General features: G+C 57.6%; 22 protein-coding genes and 1 rRNA gene. 11 read left to right on the top strand and 12 right to left on the bottom strand.

Annotation, left to right across the window (positions count from 1 at the left end):
- Nucleotides 1-3 precede the first annotated feature (3 nt).
- Entirely contained in the window at nt 4-1,143 is a 1,140-nt protein-coding gene (locus LKO31_RS10935; RefSeq protein WP_227690556.1) for a beta-ketoacyl-ACP synthase III, read from the top strand.
- 57 nt (nt 1,144-1,200) lie between these two features.
- Here LKO31_RS10935 and hisF read toward each other — a convergent pair whose 3' ends face one another.
- From hisF to hisB, 4 genes are read right to left on the bottom strand one after another with little or no spacing between them, the layout of a single operon-like run.
- Nucleotides 1,201-1,965 carry an imidazole glycerol phosphate synthase subunit HisF gene (gene hisF / locus LKO31_RS10940; RefSeq protein ID WP_227690557.1) on the bottom strand — a complete coding sequence of 255 codons (765 nt, stop codon included), beginning with the start codon at nt 1,963-1,965 and terminating at the stop codon, nt 1,201-1,203.
- Complete coding sequence (gene hisA / locus LKO31_RS10945) at nt 1,962-2,696, bottom strand: 1-(5-phosphoribosyl)-5-[(5-phosphoribosylamino)methylideneamino]imidazole-4-carboxamide isomerase (protein WP_227690558.1); 735 nt, start codon at nt 2,694-2,696, stop codon at nt 1,962-1,964. The genes hisF and hisA overlap by 4 nt, the downstream gene beginning before the upstream one ends.
- Nucleotides 2,684-3,292 (bottom strand): imidazole glycerol phosphate synthase subunit HisH, encoded by a 609-nt coding sequence (gene hisH / locus LKO31_RS10950; protein WP_227690559.1) that lies wholly within the window; start codon nt 3,290-3,292, stop codon nt 2,684-2,686. Before hisH ends, hisA begins: the two co-directional genes overlap by 13 nt.
- Nucleotides 3,293-3,300: 8 nt before the next feature.
- Nucleotides 3,301-3,888 carry an imidazoleglycerol-phosphate dehydratase HisB gene (gene hisB / locus LKO31_RS10955; protein WP_227690560.1) on the bottom strand — a complete coding sequence of 196 codons (588 nt, stop codon included), beginning with the start codon at nt 3,886-3,888 and terminating at the stop codon, nt 3,301-3,303.
- Between the two features lie 86 nt (nt 3,889-3,974).
- On the opposite strand from hisB, the gene LKO31_RS10960 reads away from it, so the two are divergent.
- From LKO31_RS10960 to gmk, 5 genes are all read left to right on the top strand, one after another.
- Nucleotides 3,975-4,466 carry an SspB family protein gene (locus tag LKO31_RS10960; RefSeq protein ID WP_227690561.1) on the top strand — a complete coding sequence of 164 codons (492 nt, stop codon included), beginning with the start codon at nt 3,975-3,977 and terminating at the stop codon, nt 4,464-4,466.
- A 1-nt stretch (nt 4,467) separates the two neighbouring features.
- Nucleotides 4,468-4,797: a hypothetical protein gene (locus LKO31_RS10965; protein ID WP_227690562.1), complete on the top strand. Its 330-nt coding sequence runs from the start codon at nt 4,468-4,470 to the stop codon at nt 4,795-4,797.
- Nucleotides 4,798-4,874: 77 nt separating this feature from the next.
- Nucleotides 4,875-6,305: a class II fumarate hydratase gene (gene fumC / locus LKO31_RS10970; RefSeq protein WP_227690563.1), complete on the top strand. Its 1,431-nt coding sequence runs from the start codon at nt 4,875-4,877 to the stop codon at nt 6,303-6,305.
- Between the two features lie 23 nt (nt 6,306-6,328).
- Nucleotides 6,329-6,637, top strand: a complete 309-nt coding sequence (locus LKO31_RS10975; RefSeq protein WP_227690564.1) for a hypothetical protein — start codon at nt 6,329-6,331, stop codon at nt 6,635-6,637.
- A gap of 121 nt (nt 6,638-6,758) precedes the next feature.
- Nucleotides 6,759-7,415: a guanylate kinase gene (gene gmk, locus LKO31_RS10980; RefSeq protein ID WP_227690565.1), complete on the top strand. Its 657-nt coding sequence runs from the start codon at nt 6,759-6,761 to the stop codon at nt 7,413-7,415.
- A gap of 74 nt (nt 7,416-7,489) precedes the next feature.
- On the opposite strand, the gene LKO31_RS10985 is transcribed toward gmk, so the two are convergent.
- The 5 genes from LKO31_RS10985 to LKO31_RS11005 all read right to left on the bottom strand — a co-directional run bounded on the left by LKO31_RS10985 (nt 7,490) and on the right by LKO31_RS11005 (nt 11,993).
- Entirely contained in the window at nt 7,490-8,044 is a 555-nt protein-coding gene (locus LKO31_RS10985) for a DUF1993 domain-containing protein (protein WP_227690566.1), read from the bottom strand.
- Between the two features lie 15 nt (nt 8,045-8,059).
- Nucleotides 8,060-8,503 carry an acyl-CoA thioesterase gene (locus LKO31_RS10990; protein WP_227690567.1) on the bottom strand — a complete coding sequence of 148 codons (444 nt, stop codon included), beginning with the start codon at nt 8,501-8,503 and terminating at the stop codon, nt 8,060-8,062.
- A gap of 190 nt (nt 8,504-8,693) precedes the next feature.
- Nucleotides 8,694-9,476: an SDR family NAD(P)-dependent oxidoreductase gene (locus LKO31_RS10995; protein WP_227690568.1), complete on the bottom strand. Its 783-nt coding sequence runs from the start codon at nt 9,474-9,476 to the stop codon at nt 8,694-8,696.
- Between the two features lie 130 nt (nt 9,477-9,606).
- The gene (locus LKO31_RS11000) at nt 9,607-10,776 is read right to left on the bottom strand and encodes an acetyl-CoA C-acetyltransferase (RefSeq protein ID WP_227690569.1); all 1,170 of its coding nucleotides are present in this window, start codon (nt 10,774-10,776) and stop codon (nt 9,607-9,609) included.
- A 62-nt stretch (nt 10,777-10,838) separates the two neighbouring features.
- Nucleotides 10,839-11,993, bottom strand: coding sequence for an acyl-CoA dehydrogenase family protein (locus tag LKO31_RS11005; protein ID WP_227690570.1), 1,155 nt, complete (start codon nt 11,991-11,993; stop codon nt 10,839-10,841).
- A 200-nt stretch (nt 11,994-12,193) separates the two neighbouring features.
- Here LKO31_RS11005 and LKO31_RS11010 point away from each other — a divergent pair, with 200 nt between their 5' ends.
- The 5 genes from LKO31_RS11010 (at nt 12,194) to purH (ending at nt 19,809) form a co-directional block, all read left to right on the top strand.
- Nucleotides 12,194-13,078, top strand: coding sequence for an SMP-30/gluconolactonase/LRE family protein (locus LKO31_RS11010; protein ID WP_227690571.1), 885 nt, complete (start codon nt 12,194-12,196; stop codon nt 13,076-13,078).
- A gap of 232 nt (nt 13,079-13,310) precedes the next feature.
- On the top strand, nt 13,311-15,425 hold the full coding sequence (locus LKO31_RS11015) for a M3 family metallopeptidase (RefSeq protein WP_227690572.1): 2,115 nt from the start codon (nt 13,311-13,313) through the stop codon (nt 15,423-15,425).
- A 188-nt stretch (nt 15,426-15,613) separates the two neighbouring features.
- Nucleotides 15,614-16,285, top strand: coding sequence for a ribulose-phosphate 3-epimerase (gene rpe, locus LKO31_RS11020; protein WP_227690573.1), 672 nt, complete (start codon nt 15,614-15,616; stop codon nt 16,283-16,285).
- 15 nt (nt 16,286-16,300) lie between these two features.
- Nucleotides 16,301-18,067, top strand: a complete 1,767-nt coding sequence (locus LKO31_RS11025) for a heparinase II/III family protein (RefSeq protein ID WP_227690574.1) — start codon at nt 16,301-16,303, stop codon at nt 18,065-18,067.
- Between the two features lie 149 nt (nt 18,068-18,216).
- On the top strand, nt 18,217-19,809 hold the full coding sequence (gene purH / locus LKO31_RS11030) for a bifunctional phosphoribosylaminoimidazolecarboxamide formyltransferase/IMP cyclohydrolase (protein WP_227690575.1): 1,593 nt from the start codon (nt 18,217-18,219) through the stop codon (nt 19,807-19,809).
- Between the two features lie 132 nt (nt 19,810-19,941).
- Here the strand turns inward: purH and LKO31_RS11035 are convergent, their stop codons facing one another.
- The 3 genes from LKO31_RS11035 to rrf form a co-directional block, all read right to left on the bottom strand.
- Nucleotides 19,942-20,319 carry a hypothetical protein gene (locus tag LKO31_RS11035; RefSeq protein ID WP_227690576.1) on the bottom strand — a complete coding sequence of 126 codons (378 nt, stop codon included), beginning with the start codon at nt 20,317-20,319 and terminating at the stop codon, nt 19,942-19,944.
- Between the two features lie 246 nt (nt 20,320-20,565).
- Nucleotides 20,566-22,455 (bottom strand): ABC-F family ATP-binding cassette domain-containing protein, encoded by a 1,890-nt coding sequence (locus LKO31_RS11040; RefSeq protein ID WP_227690577.1) that lies wholly within the window; start codon nt 22,453-22,455, stop codon nt 20,566-20,568.
- A gap of 167 nt (nt 22,456-22,622) precedes the next feature.
- Nucleotides 22,623-22,714 (bottom strand): 5S ribosomal RNA (rrf, locus tag LKO31_RS11045); the annotation flags it as partial.

Here is a 22,714-nt window from a genome sequence, read left to right on the forward strand (position 1 = left end):
CGCATGTCTGCACCTATTCTTAATCCTGTCATTTCCGCGACGGGTTTATTTACGCCTGACCAATCCATTGATAACAAAGAATTGGTCGCCAGCTTCAACGCCTATGTGGCGCTGTATAATCAAGATCATGCCGACCAGATCGCATCGGGCACGATGGAGGCTTTGGCCCCGTCCAGCGTCGAATTTATCGAAAAGGCCAGCGGCATCCACAGCCGCTTTGTTGTTGATAAAGACGGCATATTGGACCCCGCCCACATGGCCCCGCGCCTTGCCGAACGCAGCAACGAGGAATTGTCGGTGTTGGCCGAAATCGGTGTCATCGCCGCCCAAGATGCGCTGGCCCGCGCCGGACGCGATGCAGCCGATGTCGATGCCGTGTTGTGCGCCGCATCCAATATGCAGCGCCCCTATCCGGCCATGGCGATCGAGATTCAACACGCGCTGGGCATCGAAGGCTTTGCCTTTGACATGAACGTTGCTTGTTCGTCGGCCACGTTTGGCATTCAAACCGCCGCCGACTATATCCGCGCGAGCCATGCCAAAAGCGTGTTGGTGGTGAACCCCGAAATTTGCTCTGGCCACCTGAATTGGCGCGACCGCGACAGCCATTTCATCTTTGGCGATGTCGCCACCGCCATATTGGTAGAGGAAAAAAGCATCGCGCCCGCAGGCCATTGGGACATTTTGGGCACCAAGCTGAAAACCGTTTTTTCCAACAATATTCGCAACAATTTCGGCTTTCTCAACCGCGCCCATGGGGCGATTGATCAAGACGGACCAAAGACGGACAAATTATTCGTCCAAGAAGGCCGCAAGGTTTTTAAGGAAGTTGTGCCGATGGTCAGCGCGCTAATCGTCGAGGAAATGGAGAAATTGGGCCTGCAAGGCCGCGATATGCGCCGCCTGTGGTTGCACCAAGCCAATAGCAATATGAATCGCCTGATCGCGCAGCGCGTACTGGGCCATGACGCCACGCCCGAAGAAAGCCCAACCGTGCTGGAAACCTATGCTAACACCAGCAGCGCAGGGTCGATCATCGCGTTCCATTTGCATCAAGATGGTATCAACAGCGGTGACACTGGCCTCATCTGCTCATTCGGCGCAGGCTATTCGGTGGGCAGCGTGTTTATTCGCAAAAGCTGAAACAAAATGGGCGGCGTGATAAGATGCCGCCCATTTTTGAATTTCCTGTCGCGCCGTTTAGTGTGACCGGACGGGCAACCCCGCCGCAGCCAAACGCGCATGGGCTTCCTCAACAGTCGCTTCCCCAAAATGGAAAATGCTGGCCGCCAGCACGGCGCTGGCTTTGCCGTCGACGACGCCTGCAACCAAATGGTCCAGATTGCCCACCCCGCCACTGGCGATGATCGGGATATTCACCGCTTCGGCGATGGTGCGCGTCAAGGCCAGATCATAGCCGTCTTTGGTGCCATCACGGTCCATGCTGGTCACCAGCAATTCTCCCGCACCAAGCTGTGCCAGACGAATGGCATGCTCCACCGCGTCAATGCCCGTGGGCTTGCGCCCGCCATGGGTGAAAATTTCCCAGCGGCCATCCTCGACGCGGCGGGCATCAATGCTGCCCACGGCGCATTGGCTGCCAAAACGGTCGGCAATATCCGACACCAGTTCCGGCCGCGCCACAGCAGCGCTGTTGACCGCCACCTTGTCCGCGCCCGCCAGCAGCAGCGCCCGCGCATCCTCTGCGCTGCGGACACCGCCGCCGACGGTCAGTGGCATGAAGCAAACCTCTGCGGTGCGGCTGACCATATCCAGCAAGGTTCCGCGCCCTTGGTGGGTGGCGCTAATATCCAAAAAGCATAGTTCGTCTGCGCCTGCCGCATCATAAGCCCGCGCGCATTCCACAGGGTCGCCCGCATCGCGCAGGTCAACGAAATTTACGCCCTTCACCACGCGGCCATCGGCCACGTCCAGACAAGGGATGACGCGGACCCGCACGCTCATGCGCGGCCTGCCGCAATCGCTTGCGCCAAATCAAGGCGGCCATCATAAAGGGCGCGGCCCGTAATCACGCCTTCGATGCCGTTCGCCACATGGGGGCGCAGAGCATATATGTCGTTGATGTCGGCCACGCCGCCGCTGGCGATCACCGGAATATTCACTGCCTTGGCCAAAGCCACAGTGGCATCGACATTGCAGCCCTTCAGCAAACCATCACGGCCCACATCGGTGAACAGCAAAGCGGCCACGCCCGCATCCTCGAACCGGCGGGCCAAATCTTCAACGGTTACGTCCGATACATCGGCCCAGCCCTCGGTCGCCACCATGCCGTCACGGGCATCGACGCCCACCACGATACGCTCCGGCAAATCACGAGCTGCCGATTTGACAAATTCCGGGTCTTTCAGCGCCGCCGTGCCGATAATCACGCGGTCCACGCCAAGGCCCAACCAACGGTCCACAGCAGCGCGGTCACGAATGCCGCCGCCCACTTGCACCTTGCCGCCAAAGGCCTTGATGATCGATTCCACCGCCGCGCCATTGACGCTTTCACCCGCAAAAGCGCCGTCCAAATCGACAACATGCAAATGCTGACTGCCAGCCTTGGCAAAGAGTTCGGCTTGGGCCGCAGGATTATCACCATAGATGGTCGCACGGTCCATATCGCCTTCGGCCAGACGCACGACTTGACCGCCCTTCAGGTCAATGGCGGGAAAAATCGTCAGGGCTGCCATGCGAGAAACCTTTTCAATGTGGCCAAACCATAGGCTTGGCTTTTTTCAGGGTGGAATTGAACGCCAATAATATTGTCACGCGCCACAACGGCGGTGAAATCCGCGCCATGATGGCTGGTCGCCGCAACATCATGCACGTCGGCAAAATGATAGCTGTGCAGGAAATAAGCCTCGCCCGCTTCAATCACGGGATGGTCAACGCAAGGCACCACATCATTCCAGCCCATATGCGGCACGCGCAAATCGGCGGCGGGAAGGAAGGGGGTGACGCGGCCTTTGATCCAGCCAAGGCCCGCATGATCTCCATATTCCTCACCCACATCGGCCAGCAATTGCATGCCGACGCAGATACCAAGAAATGGCGTGCCATCTTGTCGCACGCGGGCGGACAGTGCTTCGACCAATCCGTCAATCGCGGTCAAGCCGTTCATGCAGGATGCAAAAGCGCCCACACCAGGAAGAACGATGCGATCCGCCTTGGCGACGACATCTGGGTCAGCGGTGACGCAGACATGGCCTGCGCCCGCCGCTGTCAAAGCATTGTGCACGGAACGGAGATTGCCCGCTCCATAATCGATCAGGGCAATCTTCGGCATAAAGCTGCTTACAGCACTCCCTTGGTCGACGGGATCATATCACCCTTGCGCGGGTCAATTTCGATGGCCTGTCGCAAAGCGCGCGCCAAGGCCTTGTACATGCTTTCCGCAATATGATGATTATTCTCACCATAGATGGTTTCGATATGCAGGGTGATACCCGCTGCTTGCGAAAAGCTTTGGAACCAGTGCGAAAATAATTCGGTATCCATTTCGCCAAGACGGGGTTGGCTGAAGCTGGATTTCCATACGCAGTGCGGGCGGCCCGAAATATCCAAAACGCAGCGCGTCAGCGTTTCATCCATCGGCGAATGGGCATCACCATAGCGCGTAATCCCGCGCTTATCGCCCAGCGCCTTGGCCATCGCTTCACCCAAGGCCAAGGCCGAATCTTCGACCGTATGATGTTGGTCGATATGCAAATCGCCCTTCACATCCATGCGGATGTCGATCAACGAGTGACGGGATAGCTGCTCCACCATATGGTCGAGGAAGCCGATACCAGTGGACACATGATATTCGCCCGATCCATCCAAATTAATGGTGATGGCAATATCTGTTTCTTTGGTGGTTCTTTGGACAGTGGCTGTACGCATAACTAGCCCCATAGCATCGACAATTTGCAAGGCAAGATCACTTGCCGCTTGACCATCACAGTTCACGAGTTCATCCCCCTGAAATTATGACTGATGATGTTCGCGACAGCCTGATCCCTTATGATGAAATTGTGCAGGAAGCCCTGCGCGCTGTGGTGGGCCGTGTGCTTGGCCAAATTGGCAGCACCGACGGGCTCCCCGGTGATCACCATTTCTACATAACTTTTAAAACTCAGTCGGTTGGCGTGGTTATCCCGCCCCATTTATTGGCAAAATTTCCCGACGAAATGACCATCGTCTTGCAAAATCGCTATTGGGATTTGCAGGTTGCGGACGATCATTTCAGCGTCGGCCTGTCGTTCAACCAAATTCCGTCCACATTGGTTATTCCTTATTCGGCCATTACCGCTTTTGTGGACCCTTCGGTGGACTTCGGCCTGCAATTCCATGTCGATGACAGCGAATGGGACGATATTTTGTCAGACGACGACGAATCTTCCGCTGCCGACCATCGCCCTGAAATCACCACCGAAGACGGGTCGAACGTCGTAACCGTGGATTTCGGCAAGAAGCGTTAAGATGGCTGGCGGCTCCTTCCGCCCGCCCAGCAGCTTTTGGCAATATTGGGCGCTCGCTGGAATGCTGGTGTTGACCGCCGCTTTCTGGTGGGGCGTTCATGGCCTGACCTTATTCCATACCCAGCGCCCGACCAACCAAGTGGCGGATGGACTGCTGCGATTCTCGCTGCTGTTCCTGACCCCCGCCTTCATTGTGACATGGGCTGCGGCAGCGTGGCTACGGCGGCGCGTCGGCGACAGCGGATATTGGCAGATGCTGGGGCTGGTCGCGGTGATGTGGGGCGCCGCAATCTTGGTCACATGGATCCTAACCAACCCGTCGGGGGTATGATAAGAAGGGTCCCAACATACCGCCTTGTGCGCCCAATTTCGGTCACATAGCGCATCAGGCGGCCTAGCGGAGGCAGCATGACAGAAGCTCACCAAGAAAAACTGCGCCAAGAAAGTGACAGCATCGGCCCCATATCCGTGCCCGCGGCGGCCTATTGGGGGGCACAAACACAGCGCAGTCTGGAAAATTTCTCCTTCTCTGCCGCCGAACATATGCCGATGCCGATCATCCGTGCACTGGCCCATATCAAGGCGGCGGCCGCCGATTTGCACCGCCAACATGGCTTGGAAGACAGGCTGGCCAATGCCATCGCGGCCGCCGCGGACGATATTATTGCGGGCCAATTTGACGACCAGTTCCCGCTGGCCATTTGGCAAACGGGCAGCGGCACCCAAAGCAATATGAATGTAAACGAAGTGATCGCTGGCATCGCCAATGAACGTCTGGCTGGCACGCGCGGCGGAAAACAGCCGGTTCACCCCAATGACCATGTGAATCAAAGCCAAAGCAGCAACGACAGCTTTCCCACCGCTCTGCATATTGCCGCCGCGCTGGCCTGCCGCGACGCCTTATTGCCCTCACTGGACCAGATGCACGCCGAACTGACCGACAAAGCCCAACGCTGGGCCGCCATTATCAAAATTGGCCGCACCCATTTGCAAGACGCTACCCCCCTGACGCTGGGACAGGAATTTTCCGGCTATGCGGACCAATTGGCACAGTGCCGCGCGCGGTTGGAATACAGCCTGACGCACGACATCGCGCCCTTGGCCCAAGGCGGCACAGCGGTGGGAACGGGCCTGAATGCGCCTGCCGATTTTGGCCCGGCCATGGCCAAGGCTTTGCATCAGCGCACCGGTTTCCCCTTTACCAGCGCGCCCAATAAATTTTCCGCACTGGCGGCGCATGATGGGTTAATGGCCTTATCGGGCAGCTTGGCAGTACTGGCGGCAGCCCTGATGAAAATCGCCAATGATATCCGCTTGCTGGGCTCTGGTCCCCGCGCCGGATTGGGCGAATTGGACCTGCCCGCCAATGAACCGGGCAGCTCAATCATGCCGGGCAAGGTCAACCCCACCCAATGCGAAATGCTGACGATGGTCGCCGCGCAAGTGATCGGAAATCATCAAGCTGTGACCGTCGGCGCGATGCAAGGCCATTTGGAACTGAATGTGTTCAAACCGATGATCGGGGCGAATATTTTGCGCTCCATTGATTTGATGGCACGCGGCATGGCGGGCTTCACTCAACATTGTTTATCCGGCCTTGCCCCCAATGAAGCGCGTATCGCGGAATTGATGAAGCGCAGCTTGATGCTGGTCACGGCGCTTGCCCCCGCCATTGGTTATGATCAAGCCGCGAAAATTGCCAAATATGCCCATGACCATAACCTCAGTTTAAAACAGGCCGCACTGGACCTGAAGGCCATGGATGCGGAGACATTTGATAAATGGGTGGTGCCCGCCCATATGCTGGGGCCGGAACCGAACAGCCCTGTTACGAATTGATAGGGTAAAGGAGCGAAACAGGCATGATGGGACGCATTATCGGCGGTGTGATTGGTACCGCTATCAGCCGCCAGAAACGAAATAACCCCGTCGCCGGTGCGGTGATTGGCGCTGGCGCGATGTTTGTTGCGCGGCGTATTTTTCCGGCCCGTTATGCGGCCTTGGCGGCCACGGCAGCGGCCGCCTATGTCACCAAAAAATGGGCGGACCGTAATTTGACCGATCCGCGCACCGACACCGCGACCCCTGCTGCTCCTGCGGGCACAGCCACCCCTGCGACACCGGCAAAACCGCCCATCGCGCCCAGTTCGCCGGCGACGCCAACCCCCTAAGCACCAGCGGACGCACCGCCACGGTGACTGCGCGGCGTCACGCCGCAACTGGCGTCCGCACGCAGCCCGCGCGGGATCGCTAAAGTCTTGACCGCGTCCGTGCATCGCGCAATGAGCGGCCATGGCCGAAAGCAGCATCATTGATCGTCGCGGACTTTTATTTGTCCTCTCTTCCCCGTCTGGCGCGGGGAAAACCACCATTTCGCGCAAATTATTGGCGGCAGACAGCGACATTGGCCTGTCGATATCGGCAACCACCCGCCCCATGCGCCCCGGCGAAGTGGACGGAAAAGATTATCACTTCATCGACGTCCCCAAATTCAAAGATATGGTCGCCAATGGCGAGTTTTTGGAATGGGCCCATGTGTTTGACAATCGCTACGGAACGCCGCGCGCCCCCGTTGACGCGATGCTAGAAGCCGGCAAAGACGTGTTGTTCGACGTCGATTGGCAAGGCGCGCAGCAATTATACCAAGAAGCTGGCCCCGATGTGGTGCGTGTCTTCATTCTGCCCCCCAGCATGGACGAATTGGAACGCCGCCTACGTGGTCGCGGCACCGACAGTGACGCTGTGATCAATGGACGGATGGAACGCGCCGCCAATGAAATCAGCCATTGGGATGCATATGATTATGTGTTGGTGAATGATGATGTCGAAAGCTGTTTCGACAAAGTCGTCGCCATTTTAAAGGCCGAACGCATGAAGCGCCGCCGCCAAACCGGCCTCATCGGTTTTTGCCGCGATTTGATCCGCGCGGTACCCGACGCAAAAATTTAACGCATATCATTCATCTTGATGACCCCATCATCGCAATTCCCCGAAAGGGTTCGCGGCGATGGGGTGAATGTTTTTCAGCCAGATTTGCGTAAATAACCAATGGCATGGCCGATATAGTCTGCCTTGCCCAATTCCACGCCTTGCGCCCGCAAAATATTATAGGCCGCACAAATGTGGAAATAAAATTGGGGCAAGGACCAGTCACGGCCAAATTGCAGCGCCGTCATGTCAAAGGTCATCCCCATCGGCAGGCTATGGGCAATTTCGGTATTGCCTGCCAGCTCATCCGCCTGCCCTGCGGCTTGTTCGATCAGCGCAATCGCCGCATCAATGCGGCCAATCGCCTCCGCCATCGTTCCAGGCTGTTCCCCCGCCGCGCGTCCTTCATCCAAATATTCCGAAACCATGGGCGGCAGGTCGCGGCCTTGCAGACGATAGACGCCCTCTATGGCTTGAACGCAGGTAAAACGAATTTGGGTGGATAAAGGGAACATGTCGCTAACCAAACGCGCAGAAAGCAAAGGCTCTGCCCCGCCATTTGGGCGCTGATCTTCGGCCTTTTTCAGCCAATTTTTAAGGCCTGTCAGCATCTGAACATAGGTTGGCACCAAAAATTCTGTTAGCATCATTTTGTTCCTTCGCCTCTATCGCAAGGTGCGCAAGCGCAGTGTTTCCAACTTGGCCCGCAATATATCACTGATCGCCGATTTGCCTTGCGATGATTGATAAACCAGCGTGCTATCGCACAGCCCTACCGGCCGATCATTTTGAAAGGCCACCGACAAAATCTGCCAACTGCGATTGCCAATCTGGCCGATTGCATTGCCGATCAGAATCGGGGCGGGAAAATGCGCTTCCGCTAGATAATTCACCTCGACGCGCGCAACCAGCCAACGCTCACCCGCACTGGGCCGTGCGGTGCTATGGGTCATTTCATGATTGAAACGCACGCGGCCATTTTCAAAAATCCCAGCCAGCGCCACATTGTTAATATGGCCCAGCGGATCCAAATCCTGAAAACGCGTTTCCACAAATATCTGGTGAGCATAATTGGCCAAATCCAGTCGCGCCGGATCAAAAGAGGGCATAGCCAAACTCCCTAGCCCCGAAAATAGGGGTGAATGAAAAAGAAAAGGGGCGCGGAGAAACTCCGCATCCCCTTGCAAGTTCGGGCCTGCGCCAAAGGCTTGCCCAAGTCATTCTGGACCGATGATGATCACGGATCCAGAAATTTGGGGTCTGCGATGAACACAGACCCATGAATGGCAAGACCCGTTGTTAACGGGGGCCCATGCGAATGCCGCCATCAAGACGCACGTCTTCGCCGTTGAAATAGCCATTTTCAATCATGGTCATAGCCAGATTGGCATATTCCGCAGGGTTGCCCAAACGCTTGGGGTTCAATACCGACGCACCCAAAGCATCGCGCACATTTTGCGGCGCACCCGCCAGCAATGGCGTGTCAAAAATACCCGGCAAAATGGTGTTCACGCGGATATTTTCCGATGCCAAATCGCGGGCGATAGGCAAGGTCATGCCAACAACGCCGCCCTTAGATGCCGAATAAGCGGCTTGACCAATTTGACCGTCCTCCGCAGCGACCGACGCCGTGTTCACAATTGCGCCGCGCTCGCCGTCCGCCATGGGTTCCAGTGTCATCATGCCAGCGGCCGATTTCGCGATGCAGCGGAAGGTGCCCAGCAGGTTAATCTGAATGATCCAGTTAAATGCATCCAGCGGGAAATGCTTAATGCTGCCATCTTCCTTGGAACGGCTGGCGGTTTTGATCGCATTGCCGGTGCCAGCGCAGTTCACCAAAATCCGTTCTTGACCAATGGCGGCGCGAGACTTGGCAAAAGCCGCATCCACGGACGCATCGTCGGTCACATTGCATTCGCAAAATACGCCGCCCAATTCGTCGGCCAAGGCTTTGCCTTTTTCTTCTTGCAGGTCGAAAATCGCAACCTTGACGCCCTTGGCGGCCAAGGCACGGGCCGTAGCGGCACCCAGACCCGATGCACCGCCCGTGATGACGGCGGAAACGCTGGAATCAAGTTTCATAATTTTTCCTCTCTCATTTGGGGTTCCGCAGCCCTGCCCACTCCCATCATCGTCACCCCCGATCGGATGATTACAAGGCAAGGCTGCGGTAGCTAAATTTCGATATTCATCATGCTATATATAGCGGCTGTTACAGGCGCTCGATGATGGTGACATTGGCCTGACCACCGCCTTCGCACATGGTTTGCAGACCATATTTTCCGCCCTTGGCATCCAATACGCCCATCAGGGTCGCCAATAATTTGGTGCCCGATGCGCCCAGCGGGTGGCCCAGCGAAATGGCGCCGCCATGCACGTTCAAACGATTATAATCCGCGCCCAAATATTTCATCCATGCCATCGGCACCGATGCAAAGGCTTCGTTCACTTCATAAGCATCAATGTCGTTCAACGACAGGCCAGCCTTTTTCAGCGCCTTTTCCGTGGCGAACAGCGGTTCTTCCAGCATGATCACCGGATCGCCGCCAGTCACCGACATATGGTGAATACGCGCGCGCGGCGTCAGGCCATGGGCCTTGAGCGCAGCTTCGGATACGATCAGCGCCGCCGACGCCCCATCGCAAATCTGGCTGGACGACGCCGCCGTCAATGCGCCACCTTCTTGCAGCAATTTCACGCCCGCAATGCCTTCCAACGACGCATCGAAACGAATGCCTTCGTCAATCTTGTGCCATTGCTTGCCTTCGGGCGTGTCAATTTCCACTGGAACGATTTCGCGGTCGAACAGGCCAGCTTCGGTCGCAGCCTTGGCGCGCACATGGCTTTCCAGCGCATAAGCGTCCAACTGGTCCTTGGTGAAACCATGTTTTTTGACGATCATTTCCGCGCCAGCAAATTGGCTGAACATGATGCCAGGGAATTTTTCTTCGAGGCGGGGCGATTTATAATGGCCCATGCCTTCTTTCATATGGAACATCGCGTTGCTGCCCATCGGCACGCGGGTCATGCTTTCGATGCCGCTGGCGATGACCATATCTTGCGTGCCCGACATAACCGCCTGCGCCGCGAACATCACGGCTTGCTGCGACGAACCGCATTGACGGTCGATGGTCACCGCAGGAATGCTATCGGGCAGGTTCGACGCCAGCACCGCGTTGCGGCCCAAATCCATCGCCTGTTGGCCAGCTTGGGTCACACAACCGGTGATCACATCGTCAATCGCCGACGGGTCAAAATCATTGCGCGCTGCAATTGCGTCCAACACTGCTGCGCCCAGATCCACGGGGTGAACCCCCGCCAAACGACCGCCACGACGCCCACCGGCCGTGCGAACCGCATCCACAATATATGCCGTAGCCATGATATTTCCTTTATCTTAGGCCCGCTTCAACAAAAAGCGGGCCTTCCAAATAGTTGATGGGATCAGAGCTTGCGCCCGATCAGTTCCTTCATAATTTCGTTGGTGCCGCCAAAAATGCGGGTCACACGGGCCGAACGCCATGCGCGGGCGATGGGATATTCATTCATATAACCAGCGCCGCCGAACAATTGCAGGCACTTGTCCATCACTTCCCATTGCAGGTCGGTGTGCCACAGCTTGGCCGCCGCGCCTTCTTCGGGGGTCAGTTCTTTTTTGATGTGACGGTTCAGCGCCCAATCCAAATGCGCCCAGCCCACTTGCAATTTGGCCTTCAGGTCGGCCAGCACAAAGCGGCTGTTTTGGAAATCCAAAATCGGCTTGCCAAAAGCTTTGCGGTCCCGCGTATATTCGACCGTATCATCAAAAGCGCGCTGCGAAGCCGCCATCGCGCTGACCGCAATCGACAGACGTTCTTGGGGCAGCTCGCTCATCAGATAAATAAAGCCTTGGCCTTCTTCGCCAAGGCAGTTGGTGATCGGCACGCGCACATCGTTGAAGAATAATTCCGACGTGTCGGCTTCGTCCTGACCAATTTTATCCAAATTGCGGCCCCGCTCAAACCCTTCACGATGCGCCTCGACCAGCACAATCGACACGCCCTTCCAAGCGGGCTGCACTTCGGTGTCGGTTTTCACGCAAACCAAGATCAGGTCGGCATTTTGGCCGTTGGTGATATAGGTTTTCGATCCGTTAATGACATAATGATTGCCATCTTTTTTGGCCGTGGTGCGCATGCCTTGCAAGTCGCTGCCGGTGCCCGGTTCCGTCATCGCAATGGCGGTCACCACTTCGCCAGACACCATTTTAGGCAACCAATGTTTCTTCTGCTCTTCGCTGCCATAGCGCACGATATAGCTGGTGACGATATCGCTTTGCAGCGAGAAACCCGTGGTGACGCGGCCATAATAGGCGCTTTCTTCGTCAACAATGGCATTATAGCCAAAGTCCAGACCAAGGCCGCCATATTCTTCGGGAACAGTGGGGCAAAGCATGCCCAATTCACCAGCCTTGGGCCACAGGTCGCGCGGGACAATGCCGTCTTCGGCCCATTTTGCTTGGTTCGGGGCCACTTCCTTTTCCAAGAATTGGCGCACGGTGGCGCGGAACGCCTCATGCTCTTCGCCATATACCGAGCGCGAAAGCTGATCGAGCGACATTTTCTTCCTCTCTAACGTTCAAGCATCGGCTACACCGACCCTTGCTGTTCCCTATGCGATCACAAATGCCCTTACGTTTACGTCCACGTCAAGCTAAATTCGCGCATCCTGTTATCAACATCAGCCTTTACGAGCGGCGCGGCAAAACACCGACTGAAACGAGGGTGGAACATCCCCCGCCACAATGGCATCGAGGGTCCATGCTGAGCTTATTTTTAGACGCCGCCGCCACGCTAGGCGAATCGCCGCGATGGAGCGAGGCTGATCATTGCCTCTATTGGGTGGATATCGACGCCAAGCGCGTTCACCGCAGCCGCATTGGGGCAGATGCAATGATCTGCACGGATGATACGTATATGGCCTTTGACCAGCAAGTCGGCTGTATCGCGCTTTGCCGTTCGGGCGGGCTGCTGATCGCCTTGGAAGATGGCCTGCGTCATTTACCCGCATGGGGCGCAGCAACTGTGCCCTTTGGCGATGCGATTTTGGCCGACAAACCCCATCAACGCTTTAACGATGGCTGTGTCGACCCCCAAGGCCGTTTGTGGGTTGGCGCGGTGACCAGCGACAAAGCCAGTCCCGATGCCAGCCTATATCGTGTCGATGCCGATGGACGCATCACGGAAATGTTGACGGGGCTGACGACCAGCAATGGCGCGGGCTTTTCGCCGGACGGCAGCCTTTTTTATCACACCGACACGCCAACCCATGCCATACGCAAATTTGCCTTTGATGGCCGCACCGGCACCATCCACAGCCCCGCCGTCCTGCACCAATTTCCATTCGGCCATGGCCGCCCCGATGGATGCGCCGTCGATGAAGCAGGCTATATTTGGTCTGCCCTGTTTGACGGCGGCCGCGTGGTACGGATTTCCCCTGCGGGGGACCTTGTTCAGACGGTTGAATTACCCACCGCGCGCCCGACCATGATCGCATTGGGTGGCCCGGATCGCAAAACCGCCTATGTCACCACCGCGGCCAAAGGATTGGACCCCATTGCGCGGGCCGAGCAACCCAATGCAGGCGGCCTTTTCACCTTTCGCGTCGATGTGCCGGGAATGAAACAAGGCTTATTTGCCCTATGACCGACGTTGCCGGTGATCAGCACGCCAGATCGGCGTGGCCACAACGCCACATCCGCAAAGAAACGCGATGATGGGTTGCGAAACCCGCAATTGCTGGAGTAATCGCCAGCCATCGTGGTTTCATTCGAAACCTTTCTGATCGGAGAATCTATCTATGCTGCGCCAAGCACCCCCACTTGCACGCCGCCTTGCCCTTTTGCTGGCATCCACTGCGATGCTGTCAGGATGTTCCATGACCGAGAATGAAGTGAACAGTGCGTCTGCCGCTCCGGTTGCCGCCGAAGCGCCCGCATCGGACAACCCATTGCTGGCGAAATGGACTGGCCCTTATGAAGGCGTGCCGCCATGGGATCAGATGACCCCCGATCAATTCCCCGCCGCATTCCAAGCGGCGATGGATGAATATCAAAATGAAGTGAACGCCATTTTGCGCACGCGCGCCGTGCCAACGTTTGAAAACACCTTCATTCCTTTGATGGAAGCGGGTGAAACGATGGACCGCGTGATGTCCATGTGGGGCGTGCAAAGCTCGAACAAAAGCGATGACCGCGTCCAGGCCATCGACAAGGAATGGAGCCCCAAGCTCACCAAATTCTATACCGAAATGAATTTGCGTCCCGAATTATTCGCCCGTTACAAAACCATCTATGACAATCGCCACAAGGCGGGGCTTAATGCCCAGCAGTTACGCATTGTCGAACGCGCCTATGAACAATTGGTGCGCAATGGCGCGAATTTGTCGGACGAGAATAAGGCCAAGCTGGTCGATATCAACAGCGACCTCGAAGGCCTGTTTTCGACCTTCTCTGCCAATTTGCTGGCCGAAGAACGCGGCCATATTTTCGTGACGGACAAGGCTCAATTGGACGGCCTGCCCGACGGATTTGTCGCATCCTTGGCATCAGCGGCCGCCGCGCAGGGCAAGACCGGCCAATGGGCGATTAAAAACACCCGTTCGTCCGCCCAGCCTGTGCTGCAAAATGCAAACAACCGTGCGCTGCGCGAGCAAACATGGCGTGCGTTCGTGAGCCGCGGCGACAATGGCAATGCCAATGATAATAAGGCGACGATCGAACAGATCCTCAAGCTGCGCCAAGACCGCGCTAGCTTGCTGGGCTTTGAAACCCACGCTCATTACCGCATGGCCGACACCATGGCCAAAACGCCCGAAAAGGCGATGGAATTGATGATGCGCGTGTGGCCAGCCGCCACCGCCCGCGTGCGCGAAGAAGTGGCCGACATGCAGGCCATTGCTGACAAGGAAATGAAGGCCGCTGGCAAGCCAAGCTTCACCATCGCGCCATGGGATTATTATTATTACGCCGAAAAGGTGCGCAAGGCGAAATATGACCTGAATGAAGCCGAGGTGAAGCCCTATCTGCAACTGGACAAGCTGGTCGACGGCATGTTCTGGGCCGCAGGCCAGCTTTATGACATGGGTTTCCGCGAAAACACCGGCACCATCCCCGTGTTCGACCCCAAGGTCCGCACTTTTGAGGTATATGACCTCAAGACCAACGAGAATATCGGTGTTTTCTACCTCGATAATTTTGCCCGCGAAGGCAAGCGTTCGGGCGCGTGGATGACCACCTATCGCAGCCAGCACAAGATTGGCGGCGATCACAATGTATTGGCATCGAACAATAATAATTTCACCGAAGCCGCCAATGGCCAGCCGACCTTGATCAGCTTGGATGACGCGTCCACGCTGTTCCACGAATTTGGCCATGCGATCCATTATCTCAGCTCGGACATCACCTATCCGATGCTGGGCGGTGTGCCGCGTGACTTTGTGGAATTCCCCAGCCAAGTGAATGAAAATTGGTTGTTGACCCCCGAAGTGCTCAGCAAATTCGCGGTCCATGTCGAAACGGGCCAACCCATGCCGGCATCCCTGCTGAAGAAGATCAACGATTCGTCGAAATTCAATCAGGGTTTCTCGACAGTGGAATATCTGTCCAGCGCGATCATCGACATGAAGCTGCATCACCGCACGACGCCCGTGACCGATGTTGCCGCCTTTGAAAAGCAGACGCTGGACGCCCTTGGCATGCCAAAGGAAATCGTCATGCGTCACCGCATGCCGCAATTCAGCCATTTGTTCAGCTCGGACGCCTACTCGGCTGGCTATTACAGCTATTTATGGTCGGAAACGATGGATGCCGACACATGGGCAGCCTTTGAAGAAGCAGGCAGCCCGTGGGACCGCAAGGTCGCGGATGCGTTCAAGAATATCTTGCTGAAAACCGGCAATGAAACCGACCGTGCCGAGGCGTATCGCGTGTTCCGTGGCCGTGACCCAGATGTGCGCGCTTTGCTGAAAAAGCGCGGCTTCCCTGCGGAATAATATCCGCTGCTTTGAAACAAAGCAGCAGCGGCGCGGGTGGCAACATCCGCGCCGTTTTGCGTTGCGGGGAACGCGGCTTTGTCCGCATCCTACGCGCCCGCGAATTTTCCACAGCTTAGCGGCCCCATCCCCCGAAAAATGCTGCGCGCTGCCTTGCCGATGGGGGCGACTATGGTTAAGGCCGATTCATGACCGATCAACGCCCCCCCGTCCGCATTTCCCCGTCTATCCTCAGCGCCGACTTTGCGCGTCTGGGCGAAGAAGTGCGCGCCATTGAGGAAGCGGGCGCAGACTGGGTGCATATCGATGTGATGGACGGCCATTTTGTGCCCAATCTGACCATCGGCCCCATGGTGGTGAAGGCGCTGCGTCCCCATTCGACGCTGCCGTTCGACGTGCATTTGATGATTTCGCCCGTCGACCATTTCATCGACGCTTTTGCCGAAGCAGGCGCGGACATCATCACCATCCACCCCGAGGCTGGCCCACACAGCCACCGCACGGTTCAACATATCAAATCGCTGGGCAAGCAAGCGGGCATTTCGCTGAACCCCGCGACACCCGCTAAGATGCTAGATTATCTGATCGACGATATTGATCTGGTTTTAATCATGAGCGTGAACCCCGGTTTCGGCGGCCAAAGCTTTATCAGCAACCAGCTACGTAAAATCGAAGCGGTGCGCAAAATGATCGAAAAGTCGGGCCGCGATATCCGTTTGGAAGTGGACGGCGGCATTGACACGGTGACCGCGCCCCAAGCCATTGCTGCTGGGGCCGACGTATTGGTCGCTGGCACCGCCACCTTCCGTGGCGGCCCCACCGCTTATGCCGACAATATTCGGCGTCTTCGCGGACTTTGATGGATGAAGGGGAGGATGTCGAACGCAGCTCCCAACGACCCAGTCCCGCCGATCAGCGACGATCTGGCCACCATCAATGACGCCATTGAACCGGGCAAACGGCTCATCCGTCTGCCCCAAGACACCGGCCTGAGCATCAGCGAGAGAATCGCCAACCAAATCACCCGTTTGACGTGGCGAACGCCGCTCCATGCGTTGCGGTTAAAGGGTCGTTTCCCGCTGAAATTGCTGGGCGTGCCCAAAGACCCTGTGCCGGGTGACGCGGTCGCGGGCCGTGCCATTCGATCGGGATATTTTCTACATCGCGGCATTCGCCTGCCACTTAACCAGTTGAACTTTGCGCATTTGGGCGTGCCGAGCAGCTTTGGCGGATATCTGCACAGCTTTGCATGGCTGCGGGATTTGGGCACCGTGTCCACCCGCGCCGAAGCCGCCCCCATCGCCGAAGCGGTGGTGCGGCAATGGCTGGCGGTACATGGCGAAACGGTCAGCGAGCCCGCTTGGTCGCCGGAAAACAGCGCATGGCGTATCTTATTTTGGGCATCCCATGCGCCGCTGATCTTGTCGTCCAGCGACTTGGTCTATCGCTCGGCGGTGCTCAACCATTTGGCGCGCGCGGCGCGGCATTTGGACCGTATCGCCGACAAGGGCCGCCCCGGCACGGGCCAGATGATCGCATGGGCCGGCGTGGTCGCGGCGTCCTTGCTGTTGCCCCGCGGCGAACCGCGACAGATTTTTGGCGAAGCGGGCCTGCGCCGAATTTTGGCGACCAGCTTCTATGCCGACGGCGGCAATATCGCTCGCAGCCCACAAGACCAGCTTCACGCCATTATGGCGCTGGCGATGCTGGGCCAAATTTATGACATGCGCCGCATGGAATTGCCCGCCTTTATCAAAGAGGTGCTGGCCCGCGCTGTGCCCGCTTTGCTGGGGCTGGTGCATAGCGACGGCAGCATGGGCAATTGGCAAGGCAGCGGCGCGACCTCGGCGGATCGGATCGGTGCCATTGTGGCGGCCAGCGGCATTCGCACCCGCCCGCTGAAACAAGCCCGCGACTGGGGCTATCAACGCTTGGTCGCCAATAAATTGGTGCTGATTGCCGACGCCGCTCCGCCGCCCGTATCCCGCGTGATCGAGGCGGGCTGTGCCTCCACCTTGGCCTTTGAACTGAGTGATGGCGACGAACGTTTAATCGTGAATTGCGGCGGTGCGGGCTTGGCGGGGGCGACCATCCCCACCGGACTGGCACAGGGCTTGCGCACCACCGCCGCGCACAGCACCTTGACGCTGGAAGACAGCAACAGCACCGCCATTTTGCCCAATGGCGCGCTGGGCAAGGGCGTGACCGAGGTGGAATTGGACCGCCGCGAAACCCCGCAAGGCAGCCGGTTGGAAATGAGCCATGACGGCTATGTCCGCCGCCACGGTCTGATCCACCGCCGCCTGCTGATCTTGGCCCCCAATGCACGCGAATTGCGCGGCGAGGATATGCTCATCCCCGCGCCGAACAGCCGCCATCGCGGGGAAAAAGCCTATACGCTGCGTTTCCACTTGGGCGCGCAGGTTACGGCCAATCTGACCAGCGATAAATTGGGCGCATTGCTTCGTCTGGGCAATGGTACTTTGTGGCAATTTCGGGCATCCGAAGGGTCATTGTTGCTGGACGACAGCCTGTGGGTCGACGGTGACGGCCGCCCCCACCCCACCCAGCAATTGGTCATTTCCGGCGCTTCGCCAGCGGGCGGGGCCAGTATTGGGTGGATTTTCAAACACATCGGTTAATATTTACGGCGCACCCCGCTCTTTCCGCTGTTTGTCAGGCGCAAAAAGGCGGGCGGTTTCTGCGCCCGCGCCTATCCCTCCCCTTGCGATAGGGGGCGCAGGGGCCTAGGGGGTGCAGCAACTTTCCACCCACCATCGCAGGGCCTCCCATGACCGATCTCGTTCCCGTCCGCCGCGCTTTATTGTCCGTCAGCGACAAAGCGGGCCTCACCGACCTTGCCGCCGCTCTTGTTCGTCACGGCGTTGAACTGGTCTCCACCGGCGGCACCGCCAAGGCGCTGCGCGATGCGGGCCACACCGTCCTCGACGTTGCCGACCTGACCGGCTTCCCCGAAATGATGGATGGCCGCGTCAAGACGCTGCACCCCACCGTTCATGGCGGCATTTTGGCCGTGCGCGACGACGCCGCCCATGTGGCGTCGATGAACGAACATGGCATTGGCGCGATTGATCTGGTGGTGGTGAACCTCTATCCCTTCGCTCAAACCGTGGCGCGCGGTGCAGAGCGTGACGATGTGATCGAAAATATCGACATCGGCGGCCCCGCCATGGTGCGTTCGGCAGCGAAGAACCACGCTTTCGTCAACATCGTGACCGAACCCGAAGATTATGCCGCCGTCATCGCGGAAATGGACGCCAATGAAGGCGCGACCAGCTATGGTCTGCGAAAGCGCTTGGCCGCCACGGCCTTTGCCCACACCGCAAAATATGACGGCATGATCGCTAGCTGGTTCGGCCATGTCGACCAAGGCGCGGAATTCCCGACGACCCTGCCGATCACCGGCACTTTGGCGAACGAACTGCGTTACGGCGAAAATCCGCACCAAAAGGCGGCACTGTATATCCCCACCGGTAATCAGGTTCGCGGAATTGCCCAAGCCGTCCAGATTCAGGGCAAGGAACTCAGCTACAATAATATCAACGACGCCGATGCTGCGCTGGAACTGGTCGCGGAATTCCGCGATGCCGAACCGACCTGCGTTATCGTCAAGCACGCCAACCCGTGCGGCGTGGCATCGGCCGCGACCTTGATCGAAGCCTATGAAGCCGCGCTGAAGTGCGACGATGTGTCGGCCTTCGGCGGCATCATTGCCGTCAACCGCCCATTGGACGGCCCAACCGCCGAAGCCATCAGCGGTATCTTCACCGAAGTCGTCTGCGCGCCGGACGCCGATGACGCGGCCAAGGCGATCTTTGCCAAGAAAAAGAATCTGCGCCTGCTGCTGACTGGCGACCTGCCCGATCCCAAGCGCGGCGGCTTGATGCTGAAGACCATCGCTGGCGGCATCCTCGCGCAGAGCCGCGACAATGGCCATATCGCCAAGGAAGATTTGAAGGTCGTGACCGAACGCGCCCCGACCGAAGAAGAACTGAACGATGCTCTGTTCGCATGGACGATCGCCAAGCATGTGAAGTCGAACGCCATCGTTTACGCCAAGGGCGGCTCGACCGCTGGCGTTGGCGCTGGCCAGATGAACCGCCGCGACAGCGCCCGCATCGCCGCTGCCAAAGCCAAGGAAGCCGCAGAAAGCCATGGTTGGGATCAGCCCCGCACCGTTGGCAGCACGGTTGCCAGTGACGCCTTCTTCCCCTTTGCAGACGGCCTGTTGGCTGCCGTGGAAGCTGGCGCGACCTGCGTGATCCAACCCGGTGGTTCGATCCGCGACGAAGACGTCATCAAGGCGGCGAATGAAGCTGGACTCGCGATGGTCTTCACAGGCATGCGTCACTTCCGCCACTAAGGCTGGCGCGCCCTGACCGGCCAAAAAATGACCCCGCGACCATCCATGATGATCGCGGGGTTTTTCATGCCTTCTGGCGGCTCTCCCAGGCTTCCACCAAATCAACACCGTTCTAACTAAATTGGTTGCGTGTTACTTATTAAGTGTTGCGCCAAGTCCCACGATTTCCAGATCGGATGCATCGTTCAACCGCATCTGAACCTGATAATAATATTTACCGCTTGGTTTCCCATCGTCTTTCATGAAATCAATCCGCACACGCCGTGCTACACCGCGCGCAAAAATATCGCGGCCCATCAGCCATCGCCCTATCTCATTAGGGTCCATATCCGGCAGAAAAGAGCGCATATTTTCTGCACTGATCGTAACGGTTAAATTGTTGCGGTCTCGATAATCTTGCTCGCTGTTCAAATAATAAATGCCCCTCTCAAGCCCGACATTTTGAACTTGCATATACACGGCACCAACGATGCCAGCACGCGGAGCCACATAAGAAGCATAAGTCACCATCGTCGCGGGCAAAATACAGCCGTTTGGACAGGCTATTGCCGCGCGATAGTCAAGGCTGTGATCAACCGCTTTCGGAACTGGCGGGGGCGTGAAGGAGGCAGAACGCGTGTTTTGCGCTATGGATAGTTGCGGCACCGCGAACAGGACGCACGCTACAATAAGCTGTTTCATAAAAGACCCCTTCCTTCTGCCAACAGTGCAAGGCTGCCACAGAAGGACGGGGCCTGATAGTTTTTTACGTCAATTTTATTCCGCCGTTTCCAGCACTTCCAACGCCGCCATCCATGCTGTTTCCGCTTCTTCCAATTCGCTGGCCATCTTGCCGCGCTTCGCGGCCAAGTCGCCCATCTTCATCTTGGCATAAGCAGGCGCCGCTTTGGACGGATCAAACATCGCCAAATCAATGGCGCTGATTTCCTTGGTCAGCTTTTTGGCGCGATCTTCATGGGCTTTGGCTGCTTTACGCAATTCGCCCTGCGCCTCGCGGGCCTTTGCGGCTTCCTTGCGGGCGGCTTTTCCGTCCTTGGGCTTGCTGCCACCACCAGACTTTCCGCCCTGTTCCGAAGGCCCGCCTTTGCCCAAGATAAAGGCAACATAATCATCCATGCTGCCATCAAATTCGCTCGCCGTGCCATCGTCCACCAGCACCAAACGGTCGGCGGTTAATTCCAGCATATGGCGGTCATGGCTGACGATTACCACAGCGCCTTCAAAACCGTTCAGCGCCTGCACCAAGGCTTCGCGGGCATCGACGTCCAAGTGGTTGGTCGGTTCGTCAAGAATCAGCATATGCGGCGCATCGCGCGTGATCAGCGCCAAGGCCAAACGCGCCCGCTCACCGCCCGACAATTTCTTAATCTCGGTCGTGGCTTTGGGGCCGGAAAAGCCAAAGCGGCCCAATTGCGCCCGCACAGCCGCAGGTGTTTTGCCCTGCATCACACGGGTCATATGGCCAACAGGCGTGTCATTGCCGTCCAGCTCTTCCACCTGATATTGGGTGAAATAGCCCACGCGCATCTTGCCCGACATGGCGGCATCGCCTTCCATCGGCTTCAACTGTGCCGCCAGCAAACGCGCCAGCGTGGTCTTACCATTGCCGTTCCGGCCCAGCAGCGCGATACGGTCATCAGGGTCGATACGCAGATTGAGCCGCTTTAGGATCGGCGCACCTTCGGTGTAACCAACGCTGGCATAATCCAGCGTAATCAGCGGCGGGCGCAGTTCGTCGGGTGGGCTTGGAAAGTCAAAGCTCATGCTGGGGTCTTCGACCACCGAAGCAATCGGCTGCATCCGTGCCAGCATCTTGGCGCGTGACTGGGCCTGCTTCGCCGTCGAGGCCCGCGCACTGTTGCGCGCCACATAGTCTTGCAGCTTGGCGCGCTGTGCATCTTGGGCGGCCTGTGCGGCGGCCAATTGCGCCAAACGCTCGGCGCGCTGGCGTTCAAAATCATCATAGCTGCCGGGATAGAGCGTCACTTTGCCGCCCTCCAAATGCAGGATATGGTCGACGACTTTGTTTAGCAAATCGCGTTCATGGCTGATGACCACCAACTGCCCCGGATAGCTGCGCAGGAAATTCTCCAGCCACATCGTCGCTTCCAAGTCCAAATGGTTGGAAGGTTCGTCAAGCAACAATAGATCGGGATTGGAAAACAGCAACGCCGCCAGTGCGACCCGCATTTTCCAGCCGCCCGAAAAACTGTCCAGCGGGCGTCCCTGCATTTCCTCATCAAAGCCAAGGCCGATCAAGATACGGGCCGCGCGGGCGGGCGCGGTATAGGCATCAATGGCAATCAGCCGCTCGTGAATGTCACCCAAGCGATCTGGGTCCGTGACGGTTTCCGATTGCTCCAGCAATTCGGCCCGTTCCGTATCCGCAGCCAACACCGTATCAAATGGCGTCGCCGTGCCAGCGGGCGCTTCCTGTGCAATATAGCCAATGCGGGCCTTACGCGGAATTTCAATCGCCCCTTCATCGGCTTCCAAGGTGCCGATCATGGTTTTCATCAGCGTCGACTTGCCTGCGCCATTGCGTCCAATCAGGCCGGTGCGGCTTTTGCCAGGAAGAGTCGCGCTTGCGCGGTCGAGAATCGTGCGTCCGCCAAGGCGAACCGTCAGGCCATTGATTGTTAACATCGCGCGCGCCTAGCATGGTCCGCGCAAAAGCCCAAGCCAAGCATGGCCGCTTGCCCACAAATCCATCGCAAAATATCGCAAAATTTGAACACAAAAAAAGCGTCCCAAAGGACGCTTTCTTGTTTATCATTATGAATGGGTTTTTATCTTTGAACGCTGTCGACAATGCCTGGCGACGCCCTACTCTTCCAGTGCTTAAGCAATAGTACCATCGGCGCAGTCAGGTTTCACGTCCGAGTTCGAGATGGGATCGGGTGGG

The sequence above is a fragment of the Sphingopyxis yananensis genome, from assembly GCF_020687785.1.
Taxonomy (GTDB): Bacteria; Pseudomonadota; Alphaproteobacteria; order Sphingomonadales; family Sphingomonadaceae; genus Sphingopyxis; species Sphingopyxis yananensis.